Raw genomic sequence first — 22,783 nt, forward strand, 5'->3', positions numbered from 1 at the left:
TATGGCTGGAATGAACAATAAAGTAAAATCGACAAACGATATAGAATTAAAAGACCGGTTGGTAGCTATTAATCGTACGACCAAAGTAACAAAAGGAGGCCGGACATTTACATTTGCCGCTATGGTGGTGGTAGGTAATGAAGACGGTATTGTTGGTTGGGGATTAGGAAAAGCGGGCGAAGTAACGACGGCAATAGCCAAGGGAGTGGAAGCCGCTAAAAAAAATCTGGTCAAAGTTCCGGTATATAAAGGAACGATTCCTCATGAACAAACGGCTCGCTTTGGTGGCGCCCGAGTGTTTCTAAAACCCGCTTACGCCGGTACCGGAGTGAAGGCCGGGGGCGCTATGCGTGCTGTGTTGGAAAGTGTAGGCGTGACGGATGTTTTGGCTAAATCAAAAGGATCGTCCAATCCTCATAACCTCGTGAAGGCTACGATTTCAGCCCTGAGCGAACTGAGAGATCCTATTACGGTGGCTCAGAACAGAAAAATAAGTTTAGATAAAGTATTTAACGGATAAAAGAAAGGATTCTGAAATGGCGACTATTAAAGTTAAACAAACAAAAAGTAGAATAGGAGCTCCCAAAGATCAAAAAAGGACGTTAGATGCTTTGGGGCTTCGAAAACTGAATCGGGTGGTAGAACATGAGGATACGCCTTCTATTAGGGGTCTTATCCGGAAAGTACATCACTTGGTGACAGTGATAGAATAAATTAGTTTATAACGATAAAAAATAGATATCATAATGGATTTATCGAATTTAAAACCTGCAGAAGGAGCTATTAAATCCCGTAAAAGGATTGGCCGCGGACAAGGATCGGGCAAGGGCGGAACTTCTACAAGAGGTCATAAAGGGGCGAAGTCAAGATCGGGCTATTCTAAAAAGATCGGATTTGAAGGAGGACAGATGCCTATACAGCGTCGTTTGCCCAAATTCGGCTTCAAACCGCTTAATCGAGTAGAATATAAAGCAATTAACCTCGCAGACTTACAAATATTAGCTGATACTCAAAAGGTTTCTAAAATTACCCCAGAATTGTTATTAGAGGCGGGGCTTATTTCCAGGAAGCATTTGGTTAAAATTCTTGGTAAAGGTACCTTATCGGCAAAATTGGAAGTGGAAGCTCATGCTTTTTCTAAGACAGCCGAACAAGCTATTATTTCTGCCGGTGGTAACGCTGTAAAAATCGGATAAAATGGGATTTGTACAAACGGTTAAAAATATTTGGAAAATAGAAGATCTCCGGAATCGGCTTCTTACGACCCTCTTTTTCATAGCCATCTATAGAATCGGTTCGTTTGTGGTACTTCCCGGAGTGAATCCTGCCCAATTACAAGCTTTGCAAGCAAATACCAGTACGGGTTTATTAAGCTTGTTGGATATGTTTTCGGGTGGGGCATTTGCCAATGCATCTATTTTTGCGTTAGGTATTATGCCTTATATTTCGGCTTCCATTGTTATGCAATTGTTAGGAATTGCGATTCCTTATTTTCAAAAATTGCAGCGCGAAGGAGAGAGTGGCCGCACGAAAATGAATCAATATACGCGTTACTTGACGGTGGGCATCTTACTGATTCAGGGGCCTGCCTATCTTTATGGAGCGATCGGACAGGCTATTCCCGGCGGATTCTGGGATTGGGTATTACCTTCTGCAATTATTCTTGCCGGTGGTAGTATGTTTGTACTATGGCTTGGTGAGCGTATAACCGATAAGGGGGTTGGAAACGGTATTTCGTTTATCATTCTTATCGGAATCATTGCGCGGTTACCCCATGCATTAGTCGCTGAATTCGATCGTTTGATTAATGCGCCCGGAGGACTTATTCTTTTCCTTCTTGAAATTGTCTTCTTACTCGTTGTTACGGGGGCGGCCATTCTGTTGGTACAAGGTACCAGGAAGGTGCCGGTTCAGTATGCAAAACGGATAGTGGGCAATCGTCAGTATGGAGGAGTTCGTCAGTATATTCCGTTAAAAGTGAATGCGGCGAATGTTATGCCGATCATTTTCGCACAGGCAATTATGTTCATCCCGATTACTATCGCTCAGTTTTCGGCTCGTGAAGGAGGTGGCTTTTGGGCCTCTTTGATGGATTTTACCAGTTTCTGGTATAATTTTATCTTTGCGGTGTTGATTATGGCGTTTACCTATTTTTATACGGCTATAACGGTGAATCCTGTACAAATGGCCGAAGATTTAAAACGGAATAACGGTTTTATACCGGGAATTAAGCCGGGGAAAAAAACGGCAGAATATATCGATACGGTTATGTCGAGGATAACCCTGCCGGGATCGATATTTTTGGCTATTGTTGCTATTCTTCCTGCTTTTGCGGGATTAATGGGAATTAATTCTCAGTTCGCTCAGTTTTTTGGAGGAACCTCGTTATTGATTCTCGTCGGTGTCGTGTTGGATACATTGCAACAGATAGAAAGTCATTTGCTGATGCGTCATTATGATGGATTCCTGAAGTCAGGAGCTAAAATAAAAGGTAGATCTGGTTCGGTTGCAGCTTACTAATCGTTTTGGATAAGATAATATGAATAGCAGAAAGATTATATTAAAAACCGCTGAAGAAATTGAGTTTATGCGCGAAAGCAATCGTCTCGTGGGTATGACCCTCGGAGAATTGTCGAAGCATGTTAAACCCGGAGTTACTACTCTTCAACTCGATAGGATAGCAGAAGAGTTTATAAGAGATCATGGTGCTATTCCGACCTTTTTAGGTTATGGTGGATTTCCCAATTCCATTTGCACTTCTGTAAATGAAAATGTGGTTCATGGTATTCCCAACAATACTCCTCTTAAGGAAGGTGATGTGATTTCGGTTGATTGCGGAACGCTGAAGCACGGTTATGCCGGCGATTCGGCTTATACGTTTTGTGTGGGGGAGGTCGACGAAAAAGTGAAGAATTTACTGAAGGTTACCAAAGAATCGCTTTACAAAGGTATTGAGCAAGCTAAAGTAGATCATCATATCGGAGATATCGGCTATGCCGTACAGTCGTATTGTGAGTCGCATGGCTATACGGTCGTGCGGGAACTTGTAGGACATGGTATCGGCCGTGAGATGCACGAGGCGCCGGAAGTACCGAACTATGGTAAACGTGGAACGGGACCTTTGATTAAAGAGGGCATGTGCATAGCCATAGAGCCGATGATTAATCTGGGTAGCAAAAACGTTGTTTTCGAAAATGATGGTTGGACCGTTCGGACAAAAGATCGAAAACCTTCCGCTCATTTCGAACATACCATCGCAATTAGAAATGGGAAAGCCGATATTTTATCAACCTTTGAATTTATTCAGGAAACGAGTAACTAACAGAACGAATTTATTTAATGGCTAAACAAGCATCGATAGAACAAGACGGAACGATACTCGAAGCATTGTCTAATGCAATGTTCCGGGTAGAATTGGAAAACGGACATGAAATAACCGCTCATATATCCGGTAAAATGCGCATGCATTATATTCGTATATTACCCGGTGACAGAGTTCGAGTGGAAATGTCTCCTTACGATTTGAGTAAAGGACGAATATCGTTTAGATATAAGTAGTAAGAAATTACAAATTACAAATTAGAGGTCGGAAGAATGGTTCTGAAATTCGATATCCGGCATCACAAAATATCAAATATGAAAGTTAGAGCATCTGTAAAAAAGCGGACCGACGATTGTAAAATCGTAAGAAGAAAAGGTCGTTTGTATATTATCAATAAAAAGAATCCCAAGTATAAACAGCGTCAGGGATAAGTTTAACCTATTGTTTACAATTAAAAAATAAAAAACATATATGGCTATAAGAATTGTTGGTGTCGATTTGCCGCAAAATAAGAGAGGCGAAATAGCTCTCACCTATATATATGGCATCGGACGCAGTGCTGCTAATAGTATATTGGCAAAAGCAGAAGTAGATAGAGATATCAAAGTTAAGGATTGGACAGACGATCAGGCTGCACGTATTCGTGAAATCATTTCCAATGAATTCAAAGTCGAGGGGGAGTTGCGATCGGAAGTTCAATTGAATATTAAACGATTGATGGATATCGGATGTTATAGAGGTATTCGTCATCGTATTGGATTGCCTGTTCGCGGACAAAGCACGAAGAATAACGCCCGTACGCGTAAAGGTAAAAAGAAAACAGTTGCTAACAAGAAAAAAGCTACGAAATAACAGGTAGGAGAATATGGCAAAAAGAACAGTCGCAGTTAAAAAAAGAAATGTAAAAGTAAGTGCAATAGGACAAGCACACATTTCTTCATCATTCAACAACATTATTGTTTCATTAACGAACGAAGATGGCGAAGTGATCAGTTGGTCATCAGCCGGGAAAATGGGCTTCAGGAGTTCTAAGAAGAACACTCCTTATGCGGCGCAAATGGTCGCACAAGATTGTGCAAAAGTTGCGTTTGATTTGGGATTGCGTAAGGTGAAAGTATTTGTAAAAGGTCCGGGTAACGGACGTGAATCGGCTATAAGAACCATTCACGGATCGGGAATTGAAGTGACGGAGATTGTAGATGTTACTCCCATTCCTCACAATGGATGCAGACCTCCTAAAGCAAGACGAGTTTAATACAATAATTTAAAGTTTCATCATATTGAAACTTGAGCTGTGAATGATTACATTACTGCTACTTCTCTGTAATCGCGGCTGCACAGTTTAGGCTTCAGTTATAAAGTTTTTTTAAAATGGCAAGATATACTGGTCCAAAAACAAAAATAGCACGTAAGTTCGGAGAACCGATTTTCGGCCCCGATAAAGTTCTATCCAAGAAAAATTATCCTCCCGGACAACACGGGAATACGCGCAGAAGAAAGACGTCTGAATATGGTATTCAGTTGCGTGAAAAACAGCGTGCGAAATATACCTACGGAGTGTTGGAAAAACAGTTCCGGTTGACTTTCGATCAGGCGGCCCGTAGCCGTGGTGTAACAGGTGAGGTGTTGTTGCAATTACTCGAATCGAGATTGGATAATGTTGTATTTCGATTAGGGATTGCTCCCACAAGAGCCGCTGCGCGTCAGTTAGTAAGTCATCGTCATATCACTGTAAACGGGAATGTTTTGAATATTCCTTCCTATAGTGTAAAGGCCGGCGAAGTTATCGGTGTAAGAGAAAAATCAAAATCGTTGGAAGTCGTTACCAATGCTCTTTCCGGCTTTAATCATAGTAAATATCCTTGGTTGGAATGGGACAAGGCAACCTTGAGCGGTAAGCTGTTGCATATACCCGAAAGAGCTGATATCCCCGAGAACATCAAGGAACAACTAATTGTAGAATTGTATTCTAAATTCTAAACATTAATTTCATGTCTATATTAGCATTTCAAAAGCCCGATAAAGTAATCATGTTGCAAGAGGACGCTTTCTTCGGTAAATTCGAATTTCGTCCTTTAGAACCCGGTTACGGCATTACTATTGGTAATGCATTGCGTCGTATCCTATTATCTTCCTTGGAAGGATTCGCCATAACATCGGTGAAAATTGAGGGTGTGGAGCATGAATTTGCCACCATCCCCGGCGTTATTGAGGATGTTACTACGATTATTTTGAATTTGAAGAAAGTTCGTTTCAAAAGAATTGTCGAAGAGTTTGAAACAGAAAAGGTCAGTTTAACGATATCGGGCGCGAAAGTGTTTAAAGCCGGAGATATCGGTAAATTGCTGACAGGTTTCGAAGTGTTGAATCCGGAGCTTGAGATATGTCACATGAACAAGAAGGCCGATTTGAGGGTGGAGCTGACAATTAACAAAGGTCGTGGCTATGTTCCTGCCGATGAAAATCGCGCTTTATTGCCGGCTGATGATGTGCATGTTATAGCAATTGATTCAATATATACTCCCATCCGGAATGTAAAATACGATATTGAAGATTTTCGTATTGAGCAGAAAACGGACTATGAAAAATTGACGATCGAAATAACGACCGATGGATCCGTCGAACCGAAAGAGGCTTTAAAAGAAGCGGCCAAGATTCTTATTCAGCATTTTGTCTTATTTTCTGACGAGAATAAGATTATGTTGGAGACGAACGATACCGAAGAGTTTGAAGAGTTTGATGAAGAAGTGCTTCACATGCGTCAGTTATTGAAACGGAAGTTGTCGGATTTGAATCTCTCCGTTCGTGCGCTGAACTGTTTAAAAGCGGCCGAAGTAGAGACGCTTGGACAATTGGTCGGATATAACAAAAACGATCTTTTAAAATTTCGGAACTTTGGTAAGAAATCCCTCTCGGAATTGGAGGAATTGCTGGAGAAATTAAAACTTTCGTTCGGCATGGATATTTCGAAATATAAATTAGATAAAGACTAACAGCAATGAGACATAATAAGAAATTTAATCATTTAGGGCGTAAAACGGCACATCGTGGCGCGATGCTTTCGAACATGGCCAATTCGCTTATCATACACAAGCGTATATTTACGACTGTACCGAAGGCTAAAGAATTAAGGAAATTCGTAGAGCCTATCATCACCAAATCGAAAGAAGATACGACCAATTCCCGGCGAGTTGTGTTCAGTATGTTGCAAAGTAAAGAAGCTGTGACGGAATTGTTCCAAGGTGTGTCGCAGAAAGTGGCTAGTCGTCCGGGCGGATATACTCGTATTATTAAGACCGGAAATCGATTAGGAGATAATGCGTCTATGTGTTTTATCGAGTTGGTTGATTATAATGAAAACTTGTTGAAGGAAACGGATGCGAAGAAGACAAGAACCCGCCGTTCTCGTAGGAAATCTACAACCGATGATGCGTCCGACGCTGCTCCTAAAGCGGAAGGAACAAAGGTGAAAACGGCTCCGAAAACAGTGGAAAAAACAGCTGCTGACGCTCCGGAATCGAATGAAGCGAAAGACTCAAAAGAAATTGTAGTAGAAGAACAAACGGATAATAACGATACTCCTTCGGGTAACGACGTTGCCGATTTGGAGAATAAAACTGCCGAAGCGCCTTCTTCCGAGGAGGAGAGTGTGAAAGAATAATCGGCAAAATAGTAGTTGTATATAGCTGCGATTTTTAATTGTTAAACATTTAAGAAAAGTGCTGCGAGTGATCGTGGCACTTTTTTTGTCTCCCACACCTAACGGATTTATTCCGTTTTTACGGATAAAAGGTGAAATGATTAATCTGTTTTTTTGTTGGTAAAATATTGGAATATAGCATGCTTTTTATTTTTGATACATTTTTTTTATTTTTTGATACGATATTGCTATGCTGTCTGCTTTATTTGCTGTTTCTTTGAATCGCAAAAACAAAAATTCCTTCTAAAGTAATCTAAAAAAGAAGAGGGAAAATTGGATTGCATTTCCAAATTTGAAATAAAAAGCTTAAAATGAAAGTAAATTCGTCTCACAACCAAGTGTTAACAACCCTTAATAAACGGGGGGGGGGGGGTATTTACATCCATTAACAAACGCTTAAATACCACTGCTGTTCGCGCTCGACTCTATTCTTCTTTCTCCCAAGCATTTTTCAAACGACTTTCTTATCCTCTTTGTTTCTCAGCGAAAGGTTTGCCGAGTATTTGCAACTATTCTGTTTGTTCGCGAAGAAGTTGCAAAACTCCAACAAGCTTTTCGCTGTTGCGCAGAGAGGTTGCTGATCTTTTTCAGCCTCTTTGTTTATGCGCGAAAAGACTGAGAATGTTTTTCGAATACTTCGCGAATACGCGAAAAGGCTGCAAAACCCTAACAGGCTTTTCGCCACGGCGCAAAATGTCTATTGGGTTTTTGCAGATTCTCCGCCAAAAAATTAACGATGTACTATCTTGGCTCTATATTATTTCCGGTAAAAGCGCCTGTCTTTACCGGCCGGTTACCTTAGTGTTTACCTGATTACTTGGCAGGCTAAGTAGTTTCTATTGTTTTTTTACTTTTAATACTTTTAACTATGTTACGAATAACTGAAAGCTATCAGGCAATGATTAGCGGATTGGGATTGATGGAAGAATACCAGTTGCTGAAAGAATCTCAAGAAGGTTTCGAAGGATTGTGGAATAAGGCTGCCAATGTAAATTCGGAGTTGCGCCAAACCTCCTCTGCCACGGCCAGTCGCAGGGAGTTAGGATGCATTGTGAAATATTTTTGCAATGATATCGTCCATGTGCAATGAAGCGATCTGGAGTGACCTGTATCATGATCTTGAAGAATTGATTAAAGAAGCTAAACGCTCCAACCGGGATAATAAGAATGATAAAGATAAGGACGAATTCTTGTCCAGTAAATAATTATATGAACTAATTTAATAACCTAAAAAATGAGAATAACGAATAAAAATTCAATTTTATCAAAAGGGATTTTGGTCATGATATGTCTGACTTTTTCCCTCGGTATTTTCGCCCAGACCCTTACTGTAAATGGGAGGGTGACAGATAATAAGCAATATCCTTTGATTGGGGTATCTGTCATGATTCAGGGCACTTCAACGGGAACCATTACGGATGCGGACGGTCGTTTTATTTTATCCAACGTGCCATCAGAAGGCCGAATAGAATTCTCGTATGTAGGAATGAAAACTCAATCGATTAATGTTAACGGGCGAACATCTATTGATATCGTATTGGAAGAAGACGTATCGGCATTGGACGAAATTGTCATCACCGGTTTTGGATTAGCGCAGAAAAAAGAATCTTTGACTTCTGCGATTTCAGTTATCGGCTCCGACGACATAAGCCGTTCCAAGTCCTCCACCTCGTCAGGAGCTTTGGTTGGTAAAATTGCGGGTATTAATTCTCGGCAGGCGGATGGCCGTCCTGGTGCATCGACAAGTATTCAAATTCGTAACATGGGTACCCCGCTATATGTAATAGACGGTATTCAATCGGACGAAGGTCAATTTAATAATATTGACTTTAACGATATAGAATCGATTTCGGTATTGAAAGATGCTTCCGCTTCTATTTATGGAGTACGAGCTGCGAATGGAGTCGTAGTTGTTACCACTAAAAAAGGGACCCGCAATACCAAAAATACAGTAAGTTTGAACGCATATTATGGTTGGCAAAGTCTTTATGCTTTTCCAAAACCGGCAACAGCTGCCACTTATTTGACAAACTATATTCAGGCCCAAACGCTTCAAGGAGTAACCGATTATACATATCCCAAAGAGGTGTATGAAAAATGGGTGCAAGGGACCGAAAAAGGATACCAACCTTTTGATTGGTATGATTATATTTGGAAAGTTTCTCCCCAAAATTATATCAATGCAAATGTTTCTGGAGGATCCGATAAGATTAATTATTATTTGAGCGTCGGGCATTTGAATCAAGATGCGATTATCGTAAACTACGGAGGTTTTGAACGGACGAATATTCAAATGAACGTAAATGCAAATATTTCGGATCGTTTCAAGATAGGGGGAGGAATGAACGGACGTATTGAAAAACGGATTAATCCGGGAGTTCCGGAAGGGGATGACTATTGGATGCCTCGGTTTGGTACCTATCGAAATCTTCCTACCAAAAGGCCCTATGCAAATGACAATCCTTTATATCCAACCCTTACCTCTACAAATCCCGGTACAAATTTTGCGTGGCTAAATTACGACCTTGCCGGTAAATATGAGGAAACCTGGAGGGTTGTACAATTGAATTTCGATGCGGAGTATGAGATATTCGACGGCCTAAAAGCAAAAGCTCTTGCCAGTTATTATTTAGCAAATCAACGATTGGACAATCAGGAGTATACTTATAAACTTTATGGTTATGACGAAAAGACAGATACCTATCCCGTTATTTTCGAGAATAATAATCCATGGAGGGAACGTAGGCAAGGATATGTAGAAGAAATCACGAGCAATGTTCAGCTATCTTATAATAAAGTTTTTGGAGAACATACCATCGCTGGAGTTTTGGGGGCGGAAGCTATTAAAAGAGATACTCCCACTACTTGGGTGCATTCAATTCCGACATCCAATGCTCTACATTTAATAGACTATGAAACAATGGATACCTATGATGACGAGGGGAATAACACGCAAGCTCGATTAGGCTTCATGGGACGATTTAATTATGATTATGCGGGAAAATATTTAATTGAACTCTCCGGACGCTATGATGGTTCGTGGAAGTTTCCACCTTCCCATCGCTGGGGCTTTTTCCCTTCCGCTTCTGTAGGATGGCGAATATCAGAGGAGAATTTCTGGCGTAATACCCAAATTTCAAATGTTTTTAATGACTTAAAAATCAGGGCTTCTTATGGTTTATTAGGCGATGATAATGTTTCCGGTTATAATCCTTTTGATTATATGAGCGGGTATAATTATAAACGGTATAGAAATGCTGATGGTAACTGGCAAAATATAACATCTTCTGTAATTGATGGTAAATATATTATTGGATCTCAGGATCGTGGATTGCCTGTAACGACCTTATCATGGATAAAAGCCAAAATTCTTGATGTGGGAATTGATGCGAGTTTTTTTAAAGGAAAGTTAAACGGTTCATTCGACTTTTTCCACCGATTAAGAACCGGACTTCCTTCCTCCAGATATGATATTTTATTACCTTCTGAAGTCGGGTTCAGTTTGCCGAAAGAAAATTTGAATTCTGATAAGCATATGGGCTATGATTTGATGGCCAAATGGACGGATAAAATAGAGGATTTTCATTATTCAATCGGAGCAAATATTACCTATTCGCGATTTTATGATTGGGATCAATATAAACCGCGGTTCAGTAATTCTTGGAATGTATATCGGAATTCTATTCAACAGCGTTATGGCTATTTAAATTGGGGCCTGCAATCGGATGGACAATTTCAAAGTTGGGAAGAGATCGCTTCTTGGACGATCGATAATGACCGCCAGGGAAATAAAACATTGCGACCGGGAGATATAAAATATAAAGATTTGAATGGCGATGGAGTAATTAACGGAATGGATGAACGCCCCATCGGTTATCGTCAGGATTCAACGCCGATCCTCAACTTCGGGTTAAATTTTTCTTTTCAATGGAAAGGTTTTGATCTTGCTTTTGATTTAACCGGTGGAGCTTTATCAACGTGGTATCAGGAATGGGAACAACGCAATCCTTTCCATGATGGTGGAAACAATCCTCAATATTATATGGAAAATACATGGAGGCTTACCGATATTTGGGATGCAAACAGTGAACTGATTCCCGGGAAATATCCTACATTGTTAATTGGGAACAGCAGCCATAGTAATTATTGGAATAGTGATTTTTGGAAAAAGAATGTGAGATATGTTAAGTTACGAAATCTCGAATTCGGATATAATCTCCCTAAAAAACTTACCAATAGTATGTCGATTTCCGATGTCAGGTTATATCTTGCCGGCCAAAACTTATTTGGGTTGACAAACTTAATCGGAGTGGATCCGGAAATAAATGAAACAAACGGATTAGCCTATCCGACAATGAGAATTATCAATGTTGGTTTAACTCTCAAATTTTAAATAAAATGAAAATGAAGAATATTTTAACAGGATTATTTATTATAATTTTCTCCGCTCTTGTAAGTTGTTCCGATTTTTTAGATCGAGATCCGGACACAATTCTGACAGATGATCAGATCTTTGGGGATGAGGTGATGATTAAGTCGGTCCTTTCAAACTTCTATGGTAGAATAACATGGGGACAGCATATAGATGATTCTTATTCCTATACGATTATAGATGAAGCTTCTCGTTCCGATAGCGGACCCGATACCCGCCAGAATTTTGAAGACGATCGTTGGCGGGTGTATGATTATGCTTTACTTCGTAATCTGAATCAGTTTTTAAAAGGTGTACGTGAAACAAAAGTATTGGATAGTGAAACACAAAGACAATTGGAAGGAGAGGCTCGCTTTATCAGGGCTTGGTTATATTTTAATATGTGTCGGGGGATGGGCGGAATGCCGATTGTAGGAGATGAGGTTTTCGATTACACCCCAGGTATGGATATAACGGCTTTACAATATCCTCGCTCGACAGAAGCGGGTCTGTATGACTATATTATTTCGGAGTGCGAGGCTATTAAAGATTTTTTACCCACGGAACCTTCTATTAATGCTGCCAGAGCTACCAAATGGGCGGTATTGATGTTAAAAGCGCGTGCCGCGGTATATGCCGGTTCCATTGCCAATTACAATAATAAGATGCCTAATCCTATTAAAACTGCAGGAGGTGAAGTCGGAATTCCCGCAGATTTAGCCCAAGCATACTATAAAACGGCATTATCTGCGGCCGAAGAAGTAATAAAAGGAGGCAAGTATGAACTTCAATTGACGAAACCCGATGACAGGGGGCGCAACTTCTATGAAGCGTTATCCATAAAGGAAAATAACAAAGAAGTGATTTGGGCAAGAGATTATAAATATCCCGGACAGACTAATGGATTCACGCAATCCAATATTCCGGCCTCTCATGCAGAGGATATCGACCGTGCATATGCAGGCCCTATTCTGAATTTAGTGGAAGATTTCGAATATATTAACGACCGGAAAGGAGAAATTAAGATCAGAGATGAGCAAGGAAATTATATCTTTTACACGAACCCTGAAGATGCTTTTGCTAATAAAGACCCACGTCTGTGGGGAACGGTTATTTATCCCGGAGCTATTTTTAAAGGTACTCCTGTTGTATTACAGGCTGGTCAAAAGTATTTCGAAGATGGAGTCTGGAAAGTTAGAACAAGTGACCCTGGTAAATCCGACGACAACAATATTTTGATCACTTCCGTTAACGGACCGAATACTTCTAATAATAATTATATAAATAAATCCGGATTTTTCTTTCGTAAGTTTATGGATGAAACGCCACTCGCTTCTACACGTGGACGCCGGAGTGAAATGTGGTTCCCGCGGTTTCGTTTTGCGGAAGCTGTGATGATTGCGGCCGAGGCTTCTTTCGAACTCGGTGAAAACGGGAAAGCATTGAATTATATAAATGACATTAGAAGAAGAGCAGGGATCCAAGAGCTGAAAACAATCACCTTTGATGATATCGTTCGTGAATATCGGGTGGAGTTTGCCTTTGAGGATCATCGATATTGGGATTTGAAACGCTGGAGATTAGCCGACAAAGTATGGAATGGTGTGCAAAATGACCCGCAGGCTCAGCAATATGCTTTATTCCCTTATTTGGTGAATGAGCCTGGAAATCCGAATAACGGCAAATGGGTTTTTGATAAGTTTCCCACGCACATGTCGCCTTATCCAAGGTATTTTCAGATGAAAAATTATTATAATTTTATTAACCAGGAATGGATAGACAACAATCCTAAATTGGTGAAAAACCCCTATCAATAATCGCTTGATACACTATTAAATTGCATAATTAAAAAAATAGAAAGATGAAAATAAAACATCCTAAATATATATTGTCAATAGCAATTGTTGCATTAGCCTTGACTAGTTGCGGCCTTGATAATTATGATGCTCCCCAATCGAAGCTGAACGGTAAAATAACATATAATGGCCTGGCTTTGGGAGTTCGGGGAACCGGTGAAGCCGTACAGGTACAGCTTTATCAGGACGGATATGACCTGAAGAATCACATTTCGGTATATGTAGGACAAGACGGAACTTTTGAGGCACTTTTGTTCGATGGCGAATACAAGCTTGTTACGCGGGATAACAATGGTCCTTGGGTGAATAAAAGGGATACCGTAATCGTGAATGTGAAGGGGAATACCGAAGTGGAACTACCGGTGACTCCTTATTTTACGATATCGGATGAAACGTTATCTTTAAACGGATCCGTATTGAATGCTACGTTTAAGATTAATGAGATTGTTAGCACAGCCCAAATCGAGTATGTTATGCTGCTTGTTAGTAAAACGACGTTTGTTGATGATGCGACCAATATTGCTCGAAAAGATTTTACAGACCAACAAGCGGGAAGTGTCACTTTGTCGTTGAACATGGAAGAAAATAAGGATTTTGCTTCTGCGAAAGTTCTTTTTGCAAGAGTGGGGGTAAAAACTGTGGGTACTGATCAGGCTGTTTACTCAAAAATTGTCCGGCTGAAATAAAAAAAGATATCTTTGAATTCCTTTCGAAAGATATCACAAACTTCGGAGAGTACCCTAAGTTGCGACTCTCCGAAGTTTTACAACAAAAGAATCCATTGATAAGTCGTATAATTTCGATAAATGATTAAAAAAAACTTATCTTTGTTTTCGTACTAAGAAAAAACTTTGTATAGTATGAGTAAAAAAATATTATTCCTTTATTTTCTGCTAATTGCACTCTTAGTTTCATGTCAAGAAAGTACTTCAATAAAACCGATTACTTCAGACTTGGTGAATAATCTTCGGGCTTCGGCGTATCCGTTGGTGACGGTGGATCCGTATTTCGGTGCGTGGTCGTTTGCCGATAATCTGTATGATGATCCTGTGAGGCATTGGACAGGTAAGGATTTTTCGTTGATCGGGGCAATCCGGGTCGATGGAGAAACTTATCGCTTTCTCGGAACGGAAAACTTACCGTTAAAACCGGTTTTGCCGACGGCAAATGAAGAAAAATGGGAAGGTGCATACACCCTTCAACAACCGAAAAACGATAGGTGGTTATCCCTTGATTTTAACGATAGCGACTGGACAAAAGGCCAGGCGGCTTTCGGCACGGATAATGAGCCGAATCTGGCTACTTCCTGGAACACAAAAGATATCTGGGTCAGGAGGACTTTTGATTTACCGGAAGATTTACAAGATAAGACGATCTTCTTGAAGTATTCTCATGACGATAATTTTGAATTGTATATCAATGGGACAAAAGTGATCGATACCGGATATGCCTGGAAATATAATGCATTGGAGGAACTTTCGGACGAAATAAAAGCGACGCTGAAAAAAGGGAAAAACGTTATCGCCGCTCATTGCCATAATCGGACTGGCGGGGGGCATGTCGATTTCGGACTTTTTGAAAAGGAAACCAATAAGGAAGCGTTTACTCAACCGGCGGTTCAAAAAAGCGCAAATGTATTGCCGACACAAACATTCTACACCTTCGAATGCGGCCCTGTGGAACTGGATGTTATTTTCACGGCACCTCTTTTGATGGATGATCTCGATTTGCTGTCGCGTCCCGTAAATTATTTGACGTATCAGGTGCGCTCTTCGGATGGGCAACAGCATGATGTCCAAATATATTTGGAAACAACACCTCAATGGGCGGTTAATTCGGATAATCAACCGGTGGATTTCGAAAGAATAGAAAGAGACGGTTGGACGTATCTGAAAACGGGCACACAGGAACAACCGGTTCTTCAGAAAAAAGGCGATGACCTTCGTATCGATTGGGGCTATTTCTATATGGCCGGAGCATCGACTCCCGCAACCGGGGCGGAATTCGGCGATTATTGGCAGGCAAAGAAGACCTTTGTTGAGACCGGCAAAGTAACGACTACCCCTACCGATTCGTTATCTGCCAATATGACACAAGAAATGTCCGTCTTATCCTATACGGCCGACTTGGGAAAAGTTTCCGATAAGACGAAGAGCGGTTACGTGTTGTTAGGATATGACGATTTATATTCTATTCAGTATTTTGAAAAGAACCTTCCGGCTTACTGGAAACAAGACGGGCAGGTGGATATCTTTCAAGCCTTCAAACAAGCCGCCGACGGGTATGCTTCTATTATGGACCGTTGCGCCCGGTTTAATGAAGAGATGATGGCCGAGGCCAAAGAGGCCGGAGGCGATAAATATGCCGAATTATGTGCGCTGGTCTATCGTCAGGCTATTTCGGCTCATAAACTATTGAAAGACACGGACGGAAATTTGTTGTTTCTATCGAAAGAAAATAATAGTAACGGCTGCATTGGAACGGTTGACCTCTCTTATCCTTCTTCGCCGTTGTTTTTGATTTATAACCCCGAATTGGTAAAAGGATTGATGAATCATATTTTCTATTACAGTGAAAGCGGAAAATGGACGAAGCCTTTCGCTGCCCATGACGTGGGAACCTATCCTCTTGCCAATGGGCAGGTGTATGGTGAAGATATGCCTATAGAAGAGTCGGGAAATATGCTTATCATGACAGCTGCCCTTGCCGCTGTAGAAGGAAATGCCGATTATGCTGCCAAACATTGGGAGACGCTGACTACGTGGACGGATTATCTGGTGAAGGAAGGACTCGATCCGGCCAATCAATTATGTACGGACGATTTTGCCGGCCATTTGGCGCATAATGCCAATCTTTCCATTAAAGCGATCATGGGTATTGCCGGATATAGTAAGTTGGCGGACATGCTTGGCAAAAAGGATGTTGCCGGAAAATATTTACAGGCGGCCAAAGACATGGCGGTAGAGTGGGAGCGTATGGCGAATGACGGAGACCATTATAAGCTGACGTTCAACCGGACAGGTACTTGGAGTCAGAAATATAATCTTATTTGGGACAAGCTATTGGATATATATATTTTTGATCCGGAGATTGCCCGCAAAGAGATCGCCTATTATCTCACTCAACAAAATACATACGGCTTGCCGTTGGATAGCCGGAAAACGTATACGAAATCGGACTGGATTATGTGGACGGCCGTGTTGGCGGAGAATCCGGAAGATTTTTATGCGCTGGTCGACCCGGTGTATAAGTACGCGAACGAAACTACGAGCCGTGTTCCTTTAAGCGACTGGCACGAGACGGTTGACGGAACACAGGTCGGTTTCAAAGCGCGTTCGGTGGTCGGAGCCTATTTTATCAAGATGTTGGAAGAAAAGTTATCTTCTGAAAATAAATAGGGATAGTGAAACGGGCGCTTCTTTTTGAGGGAAGCGTCCGTTATCTGAATTTGTTCTAATAAAATTGGACGAAATCGGTTGGTTGTTATTATCTTTGTATTGAACGATTAAAATGAAAAATGATGGAAAAAATAACAGTAACAATGTCGAAACGAGAGTACGAAAAGTTTCTTGTCTACAAGAAAGCCGATAAAATTGCAGAAAGTATTTGTTCTGGGCTTAAAGAAGTAAAAGAGGCTCGTGAAGGAAAACGGACATTAAAATCGGCGTACGACTTGGCAGATGAACTTTAAAGTAACGACCGATTTCGAAAGAGCGTTAAAACGATTAAATAAGAAATATCCTTCTTTAAAAAGCGATTATATTGCATTTCTAAAAGAATTGGAACAAAATCCGAGAAAGGGCGACGAGATATTCTCTAATTGTTACAAAGCCCGTATTGCCATTAAAAGTAAAGGGAAGGGAAAAAGTGGAGGAGGAAGAATTATTTTTTATTTTGAATCTAGGGACGATATGATTGTTCTGCTGTATGTTTATGACAAATCCGAAATGGAAAATGTACAGACAGCTTATATCAAACAAATACTTAACAAAAAACTTTTTCAGTAATAGAAATATGCCTTGGCAAAAGGAATAACCTTGAGGCTTCTTTGAAACATCTGTTTTTCTTTGTATAGATATTCTTTTAAATAAGGATAATGATTTTTTTACGTGAAGAACAGAATAATTCGTTTTCCCATTCTTCTGTTCTGATTATAATGACTTTAATTGCATTAATTACATTAATTACGAGCAATCATGAATACTATTCCTAAAATTATACTCTTCTTTTTATTATTTTGTTCTGGTGTTGCGCTTTTCGCAGACAACAAAACACAAATAACAGTCGTTGACAGGCCAAATGCCGCAACTGTCCGTACAAATTATACGCAAAACAGGGCGCCGTTGCAACCGTTGCATTTTATCAAACTGCCGGTGGGCGATGTGAAACCGAAGGGATGGTTACGCAAGTATCTGGAACTTCAGAAAAACGGGTTAACCGGCCATCTGGGCGAGATCAGCGCTTGGCTCGACAAGAAGAACAATGCGTGGCTGGGTACGGGCAACGATTTCGGATGGGAAGAAGTGCCTTACTGGCTGAAAGGATATGGGAATATGGCGTATATCCTCAACGATAAAGGGATGATTGACGAAGCCAAAACATGGATTGAAGCCGCCTTTAAAAGTCAACGTGAAGACGGTTACTTCGGCCCCTATATCGAGAAGAACGGAAAGCCCGACTTATGGGGAAATATGATTATGCTATGGTGCTTGCAATCGTATTATGAGTATTCGAAAGATGATCGGGTTATCGATCTTATGACCCGTTATTTCCGCTGGCAGGCGAATCTGCCCGACGATAAGTTTTTGAAAGACTATTGGGAGAATAGCCGGGGTGGCGATAATTTGATCAGTATTTACTGGTTATATAATCTCACCGGAGATGAATTTTTATTGAATTTGGCCGAAAAAACTCATAAGAATACGGCCGATTGGCGGCAGCGTTCCACCTTACCTAACTGGCACAATGTGAATATCGCACAGAGTTTCCGGGAACCGGCGACGTATTATATGCTGTCCAAAGATTCAAGCGATCTGATGGCGACGTATAATGTCCATCACCTGATTCGCAATACGTTCGGGCAGGTGCCGGGAGGGATGTTCGGGGCCGACGAGAATGCCCGTATGGGCTATATCGATCCGCGGCAGGGTACCGAAACATGCGGGTTTGTGGAACAAATGGCTTCCGATGAATTTCTGCTCCGTATCACCGGCGATCCTTTCTGGGCGGAACATTGCGAAGAGGTGGCGTTTAATTCGTATCCGGCGGCGGTGATGCCCGACTTCAAGTCGTTGCGTTACCTGACGGCTCCCAATCATACGGTGAGCGATTCCGAAAATCATCATCCCGGCATCGATAACAAAGGACCTTTTTTGGCGATGAATCCTTTCAGTAGCCGTTGCTGTCAACATAATCACTCGCAGGGGTGGCCTTATTATATCGAGCATCTGGTGATGGCGACCGCCGATAACGGATTGGCCGTCGCCTTGTACGGCGCTTGCGAAGCGCAGGTAAAAGTGGGCAATGATAAGACCATCCGCTTGATAGAAGAAACCAATTATCCGTTTGAAGAAAGCGTGCGGTTTAAAATCGAAACGCGCGAGGCGGTCACTTTTCCTGTTTATTTAAGAATCCCCACTTGGACCGAAAATGCATCCGTGAAGATCAACGGAAGCTCTGTGGATGCGGATTTGGTGAACGGGAAATATGTACGTATAGAAAGGGAGTGGAAAAATAATGATGAGATTACGCTCGATTTGCCGATGCATCTTTCTCAATCCGTATGGAAAGTAAATCAGGACAGCCGGAGCATTCATTACGGGCCATTGACGTTTTCATTAAAGATAAAGGAAGACTATGAGCGGGTTAGCAGTACCGAAACGGCGATTGGCGATTCGAAGTGGCAAAAAGGAGCGGATGCTTCGAAATGGCCTTCGTATGAAATTCATCCGGGCAGCGATTGGAACTATGCGTTGGTTGTTGATGATGAAGTACCGTTGGAACAGAATTTCGAGGTGATAAAGAAAGCTTGGCCCGCCGATAATTTTCCTTTCACCGTTGAAAATGCTCCGATTGAAATCAAAGCCCGTGGTAAAAAAGTGATCGGCTGGGATATCGATGAATATGGGTTGACTTCAGAACTCCCGATTAAGGGAAACAGACATTTTGCGGGCGAAACAGAACAGATAACGCTAATCCCGATGGGAGCGGCCCGGTTGCGTATTTCGGCTTTCCCGATATATGAATAAGGACTTGAAAAGTAGGCGATAGACCCTTTTAAGTTAGGGAGTTTATTTTCGGAGTTCAAAGTTGTCCCTCCGATGTTTAAAATTGCACTTCTGAAGTCCAAAACCGGGCTTCTGAAGTTCAAAATCGAGCTTTTGAGGTCCAACGCCGATCTTCCGATGTTTAACGCTGGGCCTCCGACGTACGAAACAGATGCATTTTTGTGCGAATGATATGTTTTTTGTATTTATTGAGATATTATTTTTAGAATTTCTGTTCTATTTAATGTTCCTTTGGCGAAGGAACGGTTTGAAAGGCGATAATGAATGTATTCTTCGCTTTCAACTTAGGGCCTAAGTTAAGAATTCTTTTGTTATGATGGTTATGATGAAAAAAACAATCCTTTTGTCTTTTCTGTTCTTGTCGGGGATATTCGTATGGGGAAATAATATTGCTCGATATCCTTCCCGCAAGGGGCCTCTTTCATTGGCCGATCCTTTCATTATGTTGCATAATGACACCTATTATGCGTACGGTACCAATGCTGAAGACGGCATAGAAGTGTATACTTCTGAGAATTTGAAAGAATGGAGAAAAGAACAAAACCTTGCTCTTCACAAAAACGATTCTTTCGGCGATAAATGGTTCTGGGCGCCGGAAGTATACCTTGTCAACGGTCGGTTTTACATGTATTATACGGCTGAAGAGCATATTTGTGTGGCGACTTCCGATTCACCGCTCGGCCCTTTCAAACAAGCGGAACAGAAACCGATGCTCGAAGGGGAAAAGGCCATTGACAATACTCTTTTTATCGATGATGACGGAAAGGCTTATCTTTTTTTCGACCGTTTCAACGACGGCCTGAACATTTGGGTGGCGGAGCTGGAAAATGACTTCATAACGATTAAAAAAGAAACCTTGCATCCCTGCATTCATGTGTCGCAGGACTGGGAACAAGTTTGGCCCCGAGTGAATGAAGGCGCTTTCGTGGTGAAGCATGAAGGCGTATATTATATGACCTATTCGGCGAACAGTTACGAGAGCCCCTTTTACGGAATCGGTTGTGCTACGGCTACGGATATTATGGGAACATGGACGAAATATCGGGATAATCCTCTCCTGCAAAAGCCCGGCAATTTGGCCGGGGTAGGGCATAGTGCGATGTTTTACGACAAGGATGGAAATCTGCGCATTGTTTTTCACGCGCATCATGATAAAGAATCGATTCATCCGAGGAAAATGTATATCGGAAAGGCCGGTTTTCGAAAAACAGACGGCGCAGACAGATTGTCTATTGAGCAGCAGTATGAAGTTCCGGTCTTGATCGAATAAATAGATGAAAAAGATTTGTATATTTGTAGCGAATTAAACAACCGGGGGGATCGTTTCGGGCGACCCCCCCCGGCAAGATTAACAATCATTATTTAAGAACATGAGAATAAAATTAAGTTTTCTACTAATCGTATGTATGAGCGCCGTTACGTTTTTGGCTTTTCCAAACGAACCGGATATTATACCGAAACCTTTCAGTTTAATTAAAAAAGAAGGAACGTTCATATTCAACGCGAATACGAAAATCTATCGCAATTACGAGGAAGATATCCTTGTGGCCGGCTTCGTAAATGATTTTCTTCGGGATAATTACGGCTTTGATTTGAATGTGAGGCATTCTGCTTCTGTCCGTGACGGAATTAATTTTGTGCTGGATCGTTCTTTTGAAAAAGAAGCGTACGAGTTGACGATCGATAGCCGTTCCGTCGTGATAAAAGGAAATACGGAGGGGCTTTTCTACGGCTTGCAAAGCCTTTTGCAGTTAATGCCGGTAGAAGCATCCGCAAGTCTTGCGCTCCCGCAGGTTGAGATCAAAGACAAACCGCGTTTCGGGTATCGTGGAGCCATGTTGGATGTGGGGCGGTACTTTTTTACGGTGGAATCCGTTAAGCGGTTTATCGACCTGATGGCCTATTATAAATTGAATACCTTTCATTGGCACTTGACCGAGGATGGCGGCTGGCGCATCGAGATAAAAAAATATCCGTTGTTAACGCAAGTAGGCGCCTGGAGAAGAAGTACTCAAACCGATAATAAAAATACCGATCAGTCGTTCGACCGTTTGCCTCACGGAGGGTACTATACGCAACCACAAATCCGCGATATTGTCGCCTATGCCCGGCAACGCAACGTCACCATCATTCCGGAGATCGATATGCCGGGGCATATGCTGGCGGCATTGGCGGCTTATCCCCATCTCTCTTGTACCGGAGGCCCTTTTAAAGTGTTGGAACAATGGGGAATTCAAAAAGATGTTTTGTGTGCCGGAAATGAAGAGACCTACCGCTTCCTTGAAGATGTGTTGGACGAAGTGATGGAACTGTTCCCCTCTGAAATCATTCATATCGGGGGCGATGAAGCGCCTAAAGACCGCTGGAAAGAATGTCCCAAATGCCAGGCAAAGATCAAACAGGAAAACCTGAAAGACGAACATGAGTTGCAGAGTTATTTTGTGAAGAGGATTGGAAAATACCTCGAAAGCAAAGGGCGGAGAATGCTTGGTTGGGATGAGATTATGGAAGGCGGAATAGCCGATAATGCGATGATCATGAGTTGGAGAGGCGAAGAAGGAGGAATCGAGGCCGCCAAACACAAACATCAGGTAGTCATGGCGCCTACTCATTACTTGTATTTGGATTATTACCAGGGCGATCCGGCAACCGAACCGTTTAATATCGGTGGAAACCTGCCTCTGGAAAAAGTCTATCATTACAATCCTACCGGCGCGATTCCGGAGGAATACCATCCGTATGTCATCGGCGTACAGGGAAATTTATGGATGGAGTTTATTCATAGTGTCCCGAAACTCGATTATATGGCGTTTCCGCGTCTTTTGGCTGTCTCGGAGATCGGGTGGAGCACTGAAAAGAAAGACTATCCTGATTTTAGGAAGCGTGTCGGTTCGAATTTATGTTGGCTGGATAAAATGAACGTGAATTTCAGAATTCCGGAGCCGCTGGGGCTCGAAAATGTCGAATCCACATCCGATAATGTGACCGTTTCTTTGACTCCGCCCGTTGCCGGTTCTCAAATATATTACACGTTGGATGGCTCCGATCCTTTACTCGCCGGCGTATTGTATGTCAAGCCCATCGCGGTCGCTTTGTCGCCGACGACCCCTGTAGAGTTGAAATGTGTCGTGAAGACCCTTACGGGAAGAGTCAGCACAACCTACAAAGCGCAGTATAGTTTAAAAAAGACCGCAGACTAAGGGACTT

Annotated in this window: 21 protein-coding genes and 1 pseudogene; all 22 read left to right on the top strand. The window is 41.7% G+C overall.

All coding sequences use genetic code 11. The annotated features are described in order from the left end of the window. The first annotated feature begins 1 nt into the window (after nt 1). Entirely contained in the window at nt 2–520 is a 519-nt protein-coding gene (rpsE, locus tag ABNK31_RS03640) for a 30S ribosomal protein S5 (protein ID WP_418894369.1), read from the top strand. A 16-nt stretch (nt 521–536) separates the two neighbouring features. Beyond that, a complete protein-coding gene (rpmD, locus tag ABNK31_RS03645; protein WP_418894370.1) occupies nt 537–713 on the top strand; it encodes a 50S ribosomal protein L30 in 177 nt (58 codons plus the stop codon). A gap of 33 nt (nt 714–746) precedes the next feature. After that, nucleotides 747–1,196 (top strand): 50S ribosomal protein L15, encoded by a 450-nt coding sequence (gene rplO, locus ABNK31_RS03650; RefSeq protein WP_418894371.1) that lies wholly within the window; start codon nt 747–749, stop codon nt 1,194–1,196. 1 nt (nt 1,197) lies between these two features. Then, nucleotides 1,198–2,520 carry a preprotein translocase subunit SecY gene (gene secY / locus ABNK31_RS03655; protein ID WP_418894372.1) on the top strand — a complete coding sequence of 441 codons (1,323 nt, stop codon included), beginning with the start codon at nt 1,198–1,200 and terminating at the stop codon, nt 2,518–2,520. A 19-nt stretch (nt 2,521–2,539) separates the two neighbouring features. Further along, complete coding sequence (gene map, locus ABNK31_RS03660) at nt 2,540–3,322, top strand: type I methionyl aminopeptidase (protein WP_418894373.1); 783 nt, start codon at nt 2,540–2,542, stop codon at nt 3,320–3,322. A gap of 17 nt (nt 3,323–3,339) precedes the next feature. Then, the gene (infA, locus tag ABNK31_RS03665) at nt 3,340–3,558 is read left to right on the top strand and encodes a translation initiation factor IF-1 (RefSeq protein WP_418894374.1); all 219 of its coding nucleotides are present in this window, start codon (nt 3,340–3,342) and stop codon (nt 3,556–3,558) included. A gap of 78 nt (nt 3,559–3,636) precedes the next feature. Beyond that, the gene (gene ykgO, locus ABNK31_RS03670; protein WP_418894375.1) at nt 3,637–3,753 is read left to right on the top strand and encodes a type B 50S ribosomal protein L36; all 117 of its coding nucleotides are present in this window, start codon (nt 3,637–3,639) and stop codon (nt 3,751–3,753) included. Between the two features lie 40 nt (nt 3,754–3,793). Beyond that, nucleotides 3,794–4,174 carry a 30S ribosomal protein S13 gene (gene rpsM / locus ABNK31_RS03675; protein WP_418894376.1) on the top strand — a complete coding sequence of 127 codons (381 nt, stop codon included), beginning with the start codon at nt 3,794–3,796 and terminating at the stop codon, nt 4,172–4,174. A gap of 13 nt (nt 4,175–4,187) precedes the next feature. Continuing rightward, complete coding sequence (gene rpsK, locus ABNK31_RS03680; protein WP_418894377.1) at nt 4,188–4,577, top strand: 30S ribosomal protein S11; 390 nt, start codon at nt 4,188–4,190, stop codon at nt 4,575–4,577. Nucleotides 4,578–4,693: 116 nt separating this feature from the next. Beyond that, nucleotides 4,694–5,302 carry a 30S ribosomal protein S4 gene (gene rpsD, locus ABNK31_RS03685; RefSeq protein WP_418894378.1) on the top strand — a complete coding sequence of 203 codons (609 nt, stop codon included), beginning with the start codon at nt 4,694–4,696 and terminating at the stop codon, nt 5,300–5,302. Between the two features lie 11 nt (nt 5,303–5,313). Further along, entirely contained in the window at nt 5,314–6,315 is a 1,002-nt protein-coding gene (locus tag ABNK31_RS03690; protein ID WP_418894379.1) for a DNA-directed RNA polymerase subunit alpha, read from the top strand. A 5-nt stretch (nt 6,316–6,320) separates the two neighbouring features. Further along, nucleotides 6,321–6,824 (top strand): annotated as a pseudogene (rplQ, locus tag ABNK31_RS03695) (50S ribosomal protein L17); the annotation flags it as partial. A gap of 1,066 nt (nt 6,825–7,890) precedes the next feature. After that, entirely contained in the window at nt 7,891–8,112 is a 222-nt protein-coding gene (locus tag ABNK31_RS03700; protein WP_418894380.1) for a hypothetical protein, read from the top strand. A gap of 192 nt (nt 8,113–8,304) precedes the next feature. Further along, the gene (locus ABNK31_RS03705) at nt 8,305–11,415 is read left to right on the top strand and encodes a SusC/RagA family TonB-linked outer membrane protein (RefSeq protein ID WP_418895356.1); all 3,111 of its coding nucleotides are present in this window, start codon (nt 8,305–8,307) and stop codon (nt 11,413–11,415) included. Nucleotides 11,416–11,420: 5 nt separating this feature from the next. Further along, the gene (locus ABNK31_RS03710; protein WP_418894381.1) at nt 11,421–13,250 is read left to right on the top strand and encodes a RagB/SusD family nutrient uptake outer membrane protein; all 1,830 of its coding nucleotides are present in this window, start codon (nt 11,421–11,423) and stop codon (nt 13,248–13,250) included. A 44-nt stretch (nt 13,251–13,294) separates the two neighbouring features. Further along, entirely contained in the window at nt 13,295–13,975 is a 681-nt protein-coding gene (locus tag ABNK31_RS03715) for a DUF3823 domain-containing protein (RefSeq protein ID WP_418894382.1), read from the top strand. A gap of 174 nt (nt 13,976–14,149) precedes the next feature. Next, a complete protein-coding gene (locus ABNK31_RS03720) occupies nt 14,150–16,687 on the top strand; it encodes a glutaminase domain-containing protein (RefSeq protein ID WP_418894383.1) in 2,538 nt (845 codons plus the stop codon). Between the two features lie 119 nt (nt 16,688–16,806). Continuing rightward, nucleotides 16,807–16,980 carry a hypothetical protein gene (locus ABNK31_RS03725; RefSeq protein WP_418894384.1) on the top strand — a complete coding sequence of 58 codons (174 nt, stop codon included), beginning with the start codon at nt 16,807–16,809 and terminating at the stop codon, nt 16,978–16,980. Then, nucleotides 16,970–17,296, top strand: a complete 327-nt coding sequence (locus ABNK31_RS03730; protein WP_418894385.1) for a type II toxin-antitoxin system RelE/ParE family toxin — start codon at nt 16,970–16,972, stop codon at nt 17,294–17,296. Before ABNK31_RS03725 ends, ABNK31_RS03730 begins: the two co-directional genes overlap by 11 nt. Nucleotides 17,297–17,485: 189 nt before the next feature. Beyond that, complete coding sequence (locus ABNK31_RS03735; protein ID WP_418894386.1) at nt 17,486–19,537, top strand: beta-L-arabinofuranosidase domain-containing protein; 2,052 nt, start codon at nt 17,486–17,488, stop codon at nt 19,535–19,537. Between the two features lie 364 nt (nt 19,538–19,901). Continuing rightward, the gene (locus tag ABNK31_RS03740) at nt 19,902–20,846 is read left to right on the top strand and encodes a glycoside hydrolase family 43 protein (protein WP_418895357.1); all 945 of its coding nucleotides are present in this window, start codon (nt 19,902–19,904) and stop codon (nt 20,844–20,846) included. 100 nt (nt 20,847–20,946) lie between these two features. Beyond that, nucleotides 20,947–22,776, top strand: coding sequence for a beta-N-acetylhexosaminidase (locus ABNK31_RS03745; RefSeq protein WP_418894387.1), 1,830 nt, complete (start codon nt 20,947–20,949; stop codon nt 22,774–22,776). Nucleotides 22,777–22,783 lie beyond the last annotated feature (7 nt).

This window comes from Limibacterium fermenti, assembly GCF_041902845.1.
In the GTDB taxonomy this organism is placed as follows: Bacteria; Bacteroidota; Bacteroidia; order Bacteroidales; family Dysgonomonadaceae; genus Limibacterium; species Limibacterium fermenti.

Bases quoted from the DNA above. Each gene is read 5' to 3' on its own strand.
- ykgO (WP_418894375.1), top strand. From the start codon at position 3,637: ATGAAAGTTAGAGCATCTGTAAAAAAGCGGACCGACGATTGTAAAATC.
- ABNK31_RS03745 (WP_418894387.1), top strand. From the start codon at position 20,947: ATGAGAATAAAATTAAGTTTTCTACTAATCGTATGTATGAGCGCCGTT.
- ABNK31_RS03725 (WP_418894384.1), top strand. From the start codon at position 16,807: ATGATGGAAAAAATAACAGTAACAATGTCGAAACGAGAGTACGAAAAG.
- ABNK31_RS03735 (WP_418894386.1), top strand. From the start codon at position 17,486: ATGAATACTATTCCTAAAATTATACTCTTCTTTTTATTATTTTGTTCT.
- rpmD (WP_418894370.1), top strand. From the start codon at position 537: ATGGCGACTATTAAAGTTAAACAAACAAAAAGTAGAATAGGAGCTCCC.
- ABNK31_RS03710 (WP_418894381.1), top strand. From the start codon at position 11,421: ATGAAAATGAAGAATATTTTAACAGGATTATTTATTATAATTTTCTCC.
- infA (WP_418894374.1), top strand. From the start codon at position 3,340: ATGGCTAAACAAGCATCGATAGAACAAGACGGAACGATACTCGAAGCA.
- ABNK31_RS03700 (WP_418894380.1), top strand. From the start codon at position 7,891: ATGTTACGAATAACTGAAAGCTATCAGGCAATGATTAGCGGATTGGGA.
- ABNK31_RS03690 (WP_418894379.1), top strand. From the start codon at position 5,314: ATGTCTATATTAGCATTTCAAAAGCCCGATAAAGTAATCATGTTGCAA.
- ABNK31_RS03705 (WP_418895356.1), top strand. From the start codon at position 8,305: ATGATATGTCTGACTTTTTCCCTCGGTATTTTCGCCCAGACCCTTACT.
- rpsM (WP_418894376.1), top strand. From the start codon at position 3,794: ATGGCTATAAGAATTGTTGGTGTCGATTTGCCGCAAAATAAGAGAGGC.
- map (WP_418894373.1), top strand. From the start codon at position 2,540: ATGAATAGCAGAAAGATTATATTAAAAACCGCTGAAGAAATTGAGTTT.
- ABNK31_RS03715 (WP_418894382.1), top strand. From the start codon at position 13,295: ATGAAAATAAAACATCCTAAATATATATTGTCAATAGCAATTGTTGCA.
- ABNK31_RS03730 (WP_418894385.1), top strand. From the start codon at position 16,970: ATGAACTTTAAAGTAACGACCGATTTCGAAAGAGCGTTAAAACGATTA.
- rplO (WP_418894371.1), top strand. From the start codon at position 747: ATGGATTTATCGAATTTAAAACCTGCAGAAGGAGCTATTAAATCCCGT.
- ABNK31_RS03720 (WP_418894383.1), top strand. From the start codon at position 14,150: ATGAGTAAAAAAATATTATTCCTTTATTTTCTGCTAATTGCACTCTTA.
- rpsK (WP_418894377.1), top strand. From the start codon at position 4,188: ATGGCAAAAAGAACAGTCGCAGTTAAAAAAAGAAATGTAAAAGTAAGT.
- rpsD (WP_418894378.1), top strand. From the start codon at position 4,694: ATGGCAAGATATACTGGTCCAAAAACAAAAATAGCACGTAAGTTCGGA.
- secY (WP_418894372.1), top strand. From the start codon at position 1,198: ATGGGATTTGTACAAACGGTTAAAAATATTTGGAAAATAGAAGATCTC.
- rpsE (WP_418894369.1), top strand. From the start codon at position 2: ATGGCTGGAATGAACAATAAAGTAAAATCGACAAACGATATAGAATTA.
- ABNK31_RS03740 (WP_418895357.1), top strand. From the start codon at position 19,902: ATGAAAAAAACAATCCTTTTGTCTTTTCTGTTCTTGTCGGGGATATTC.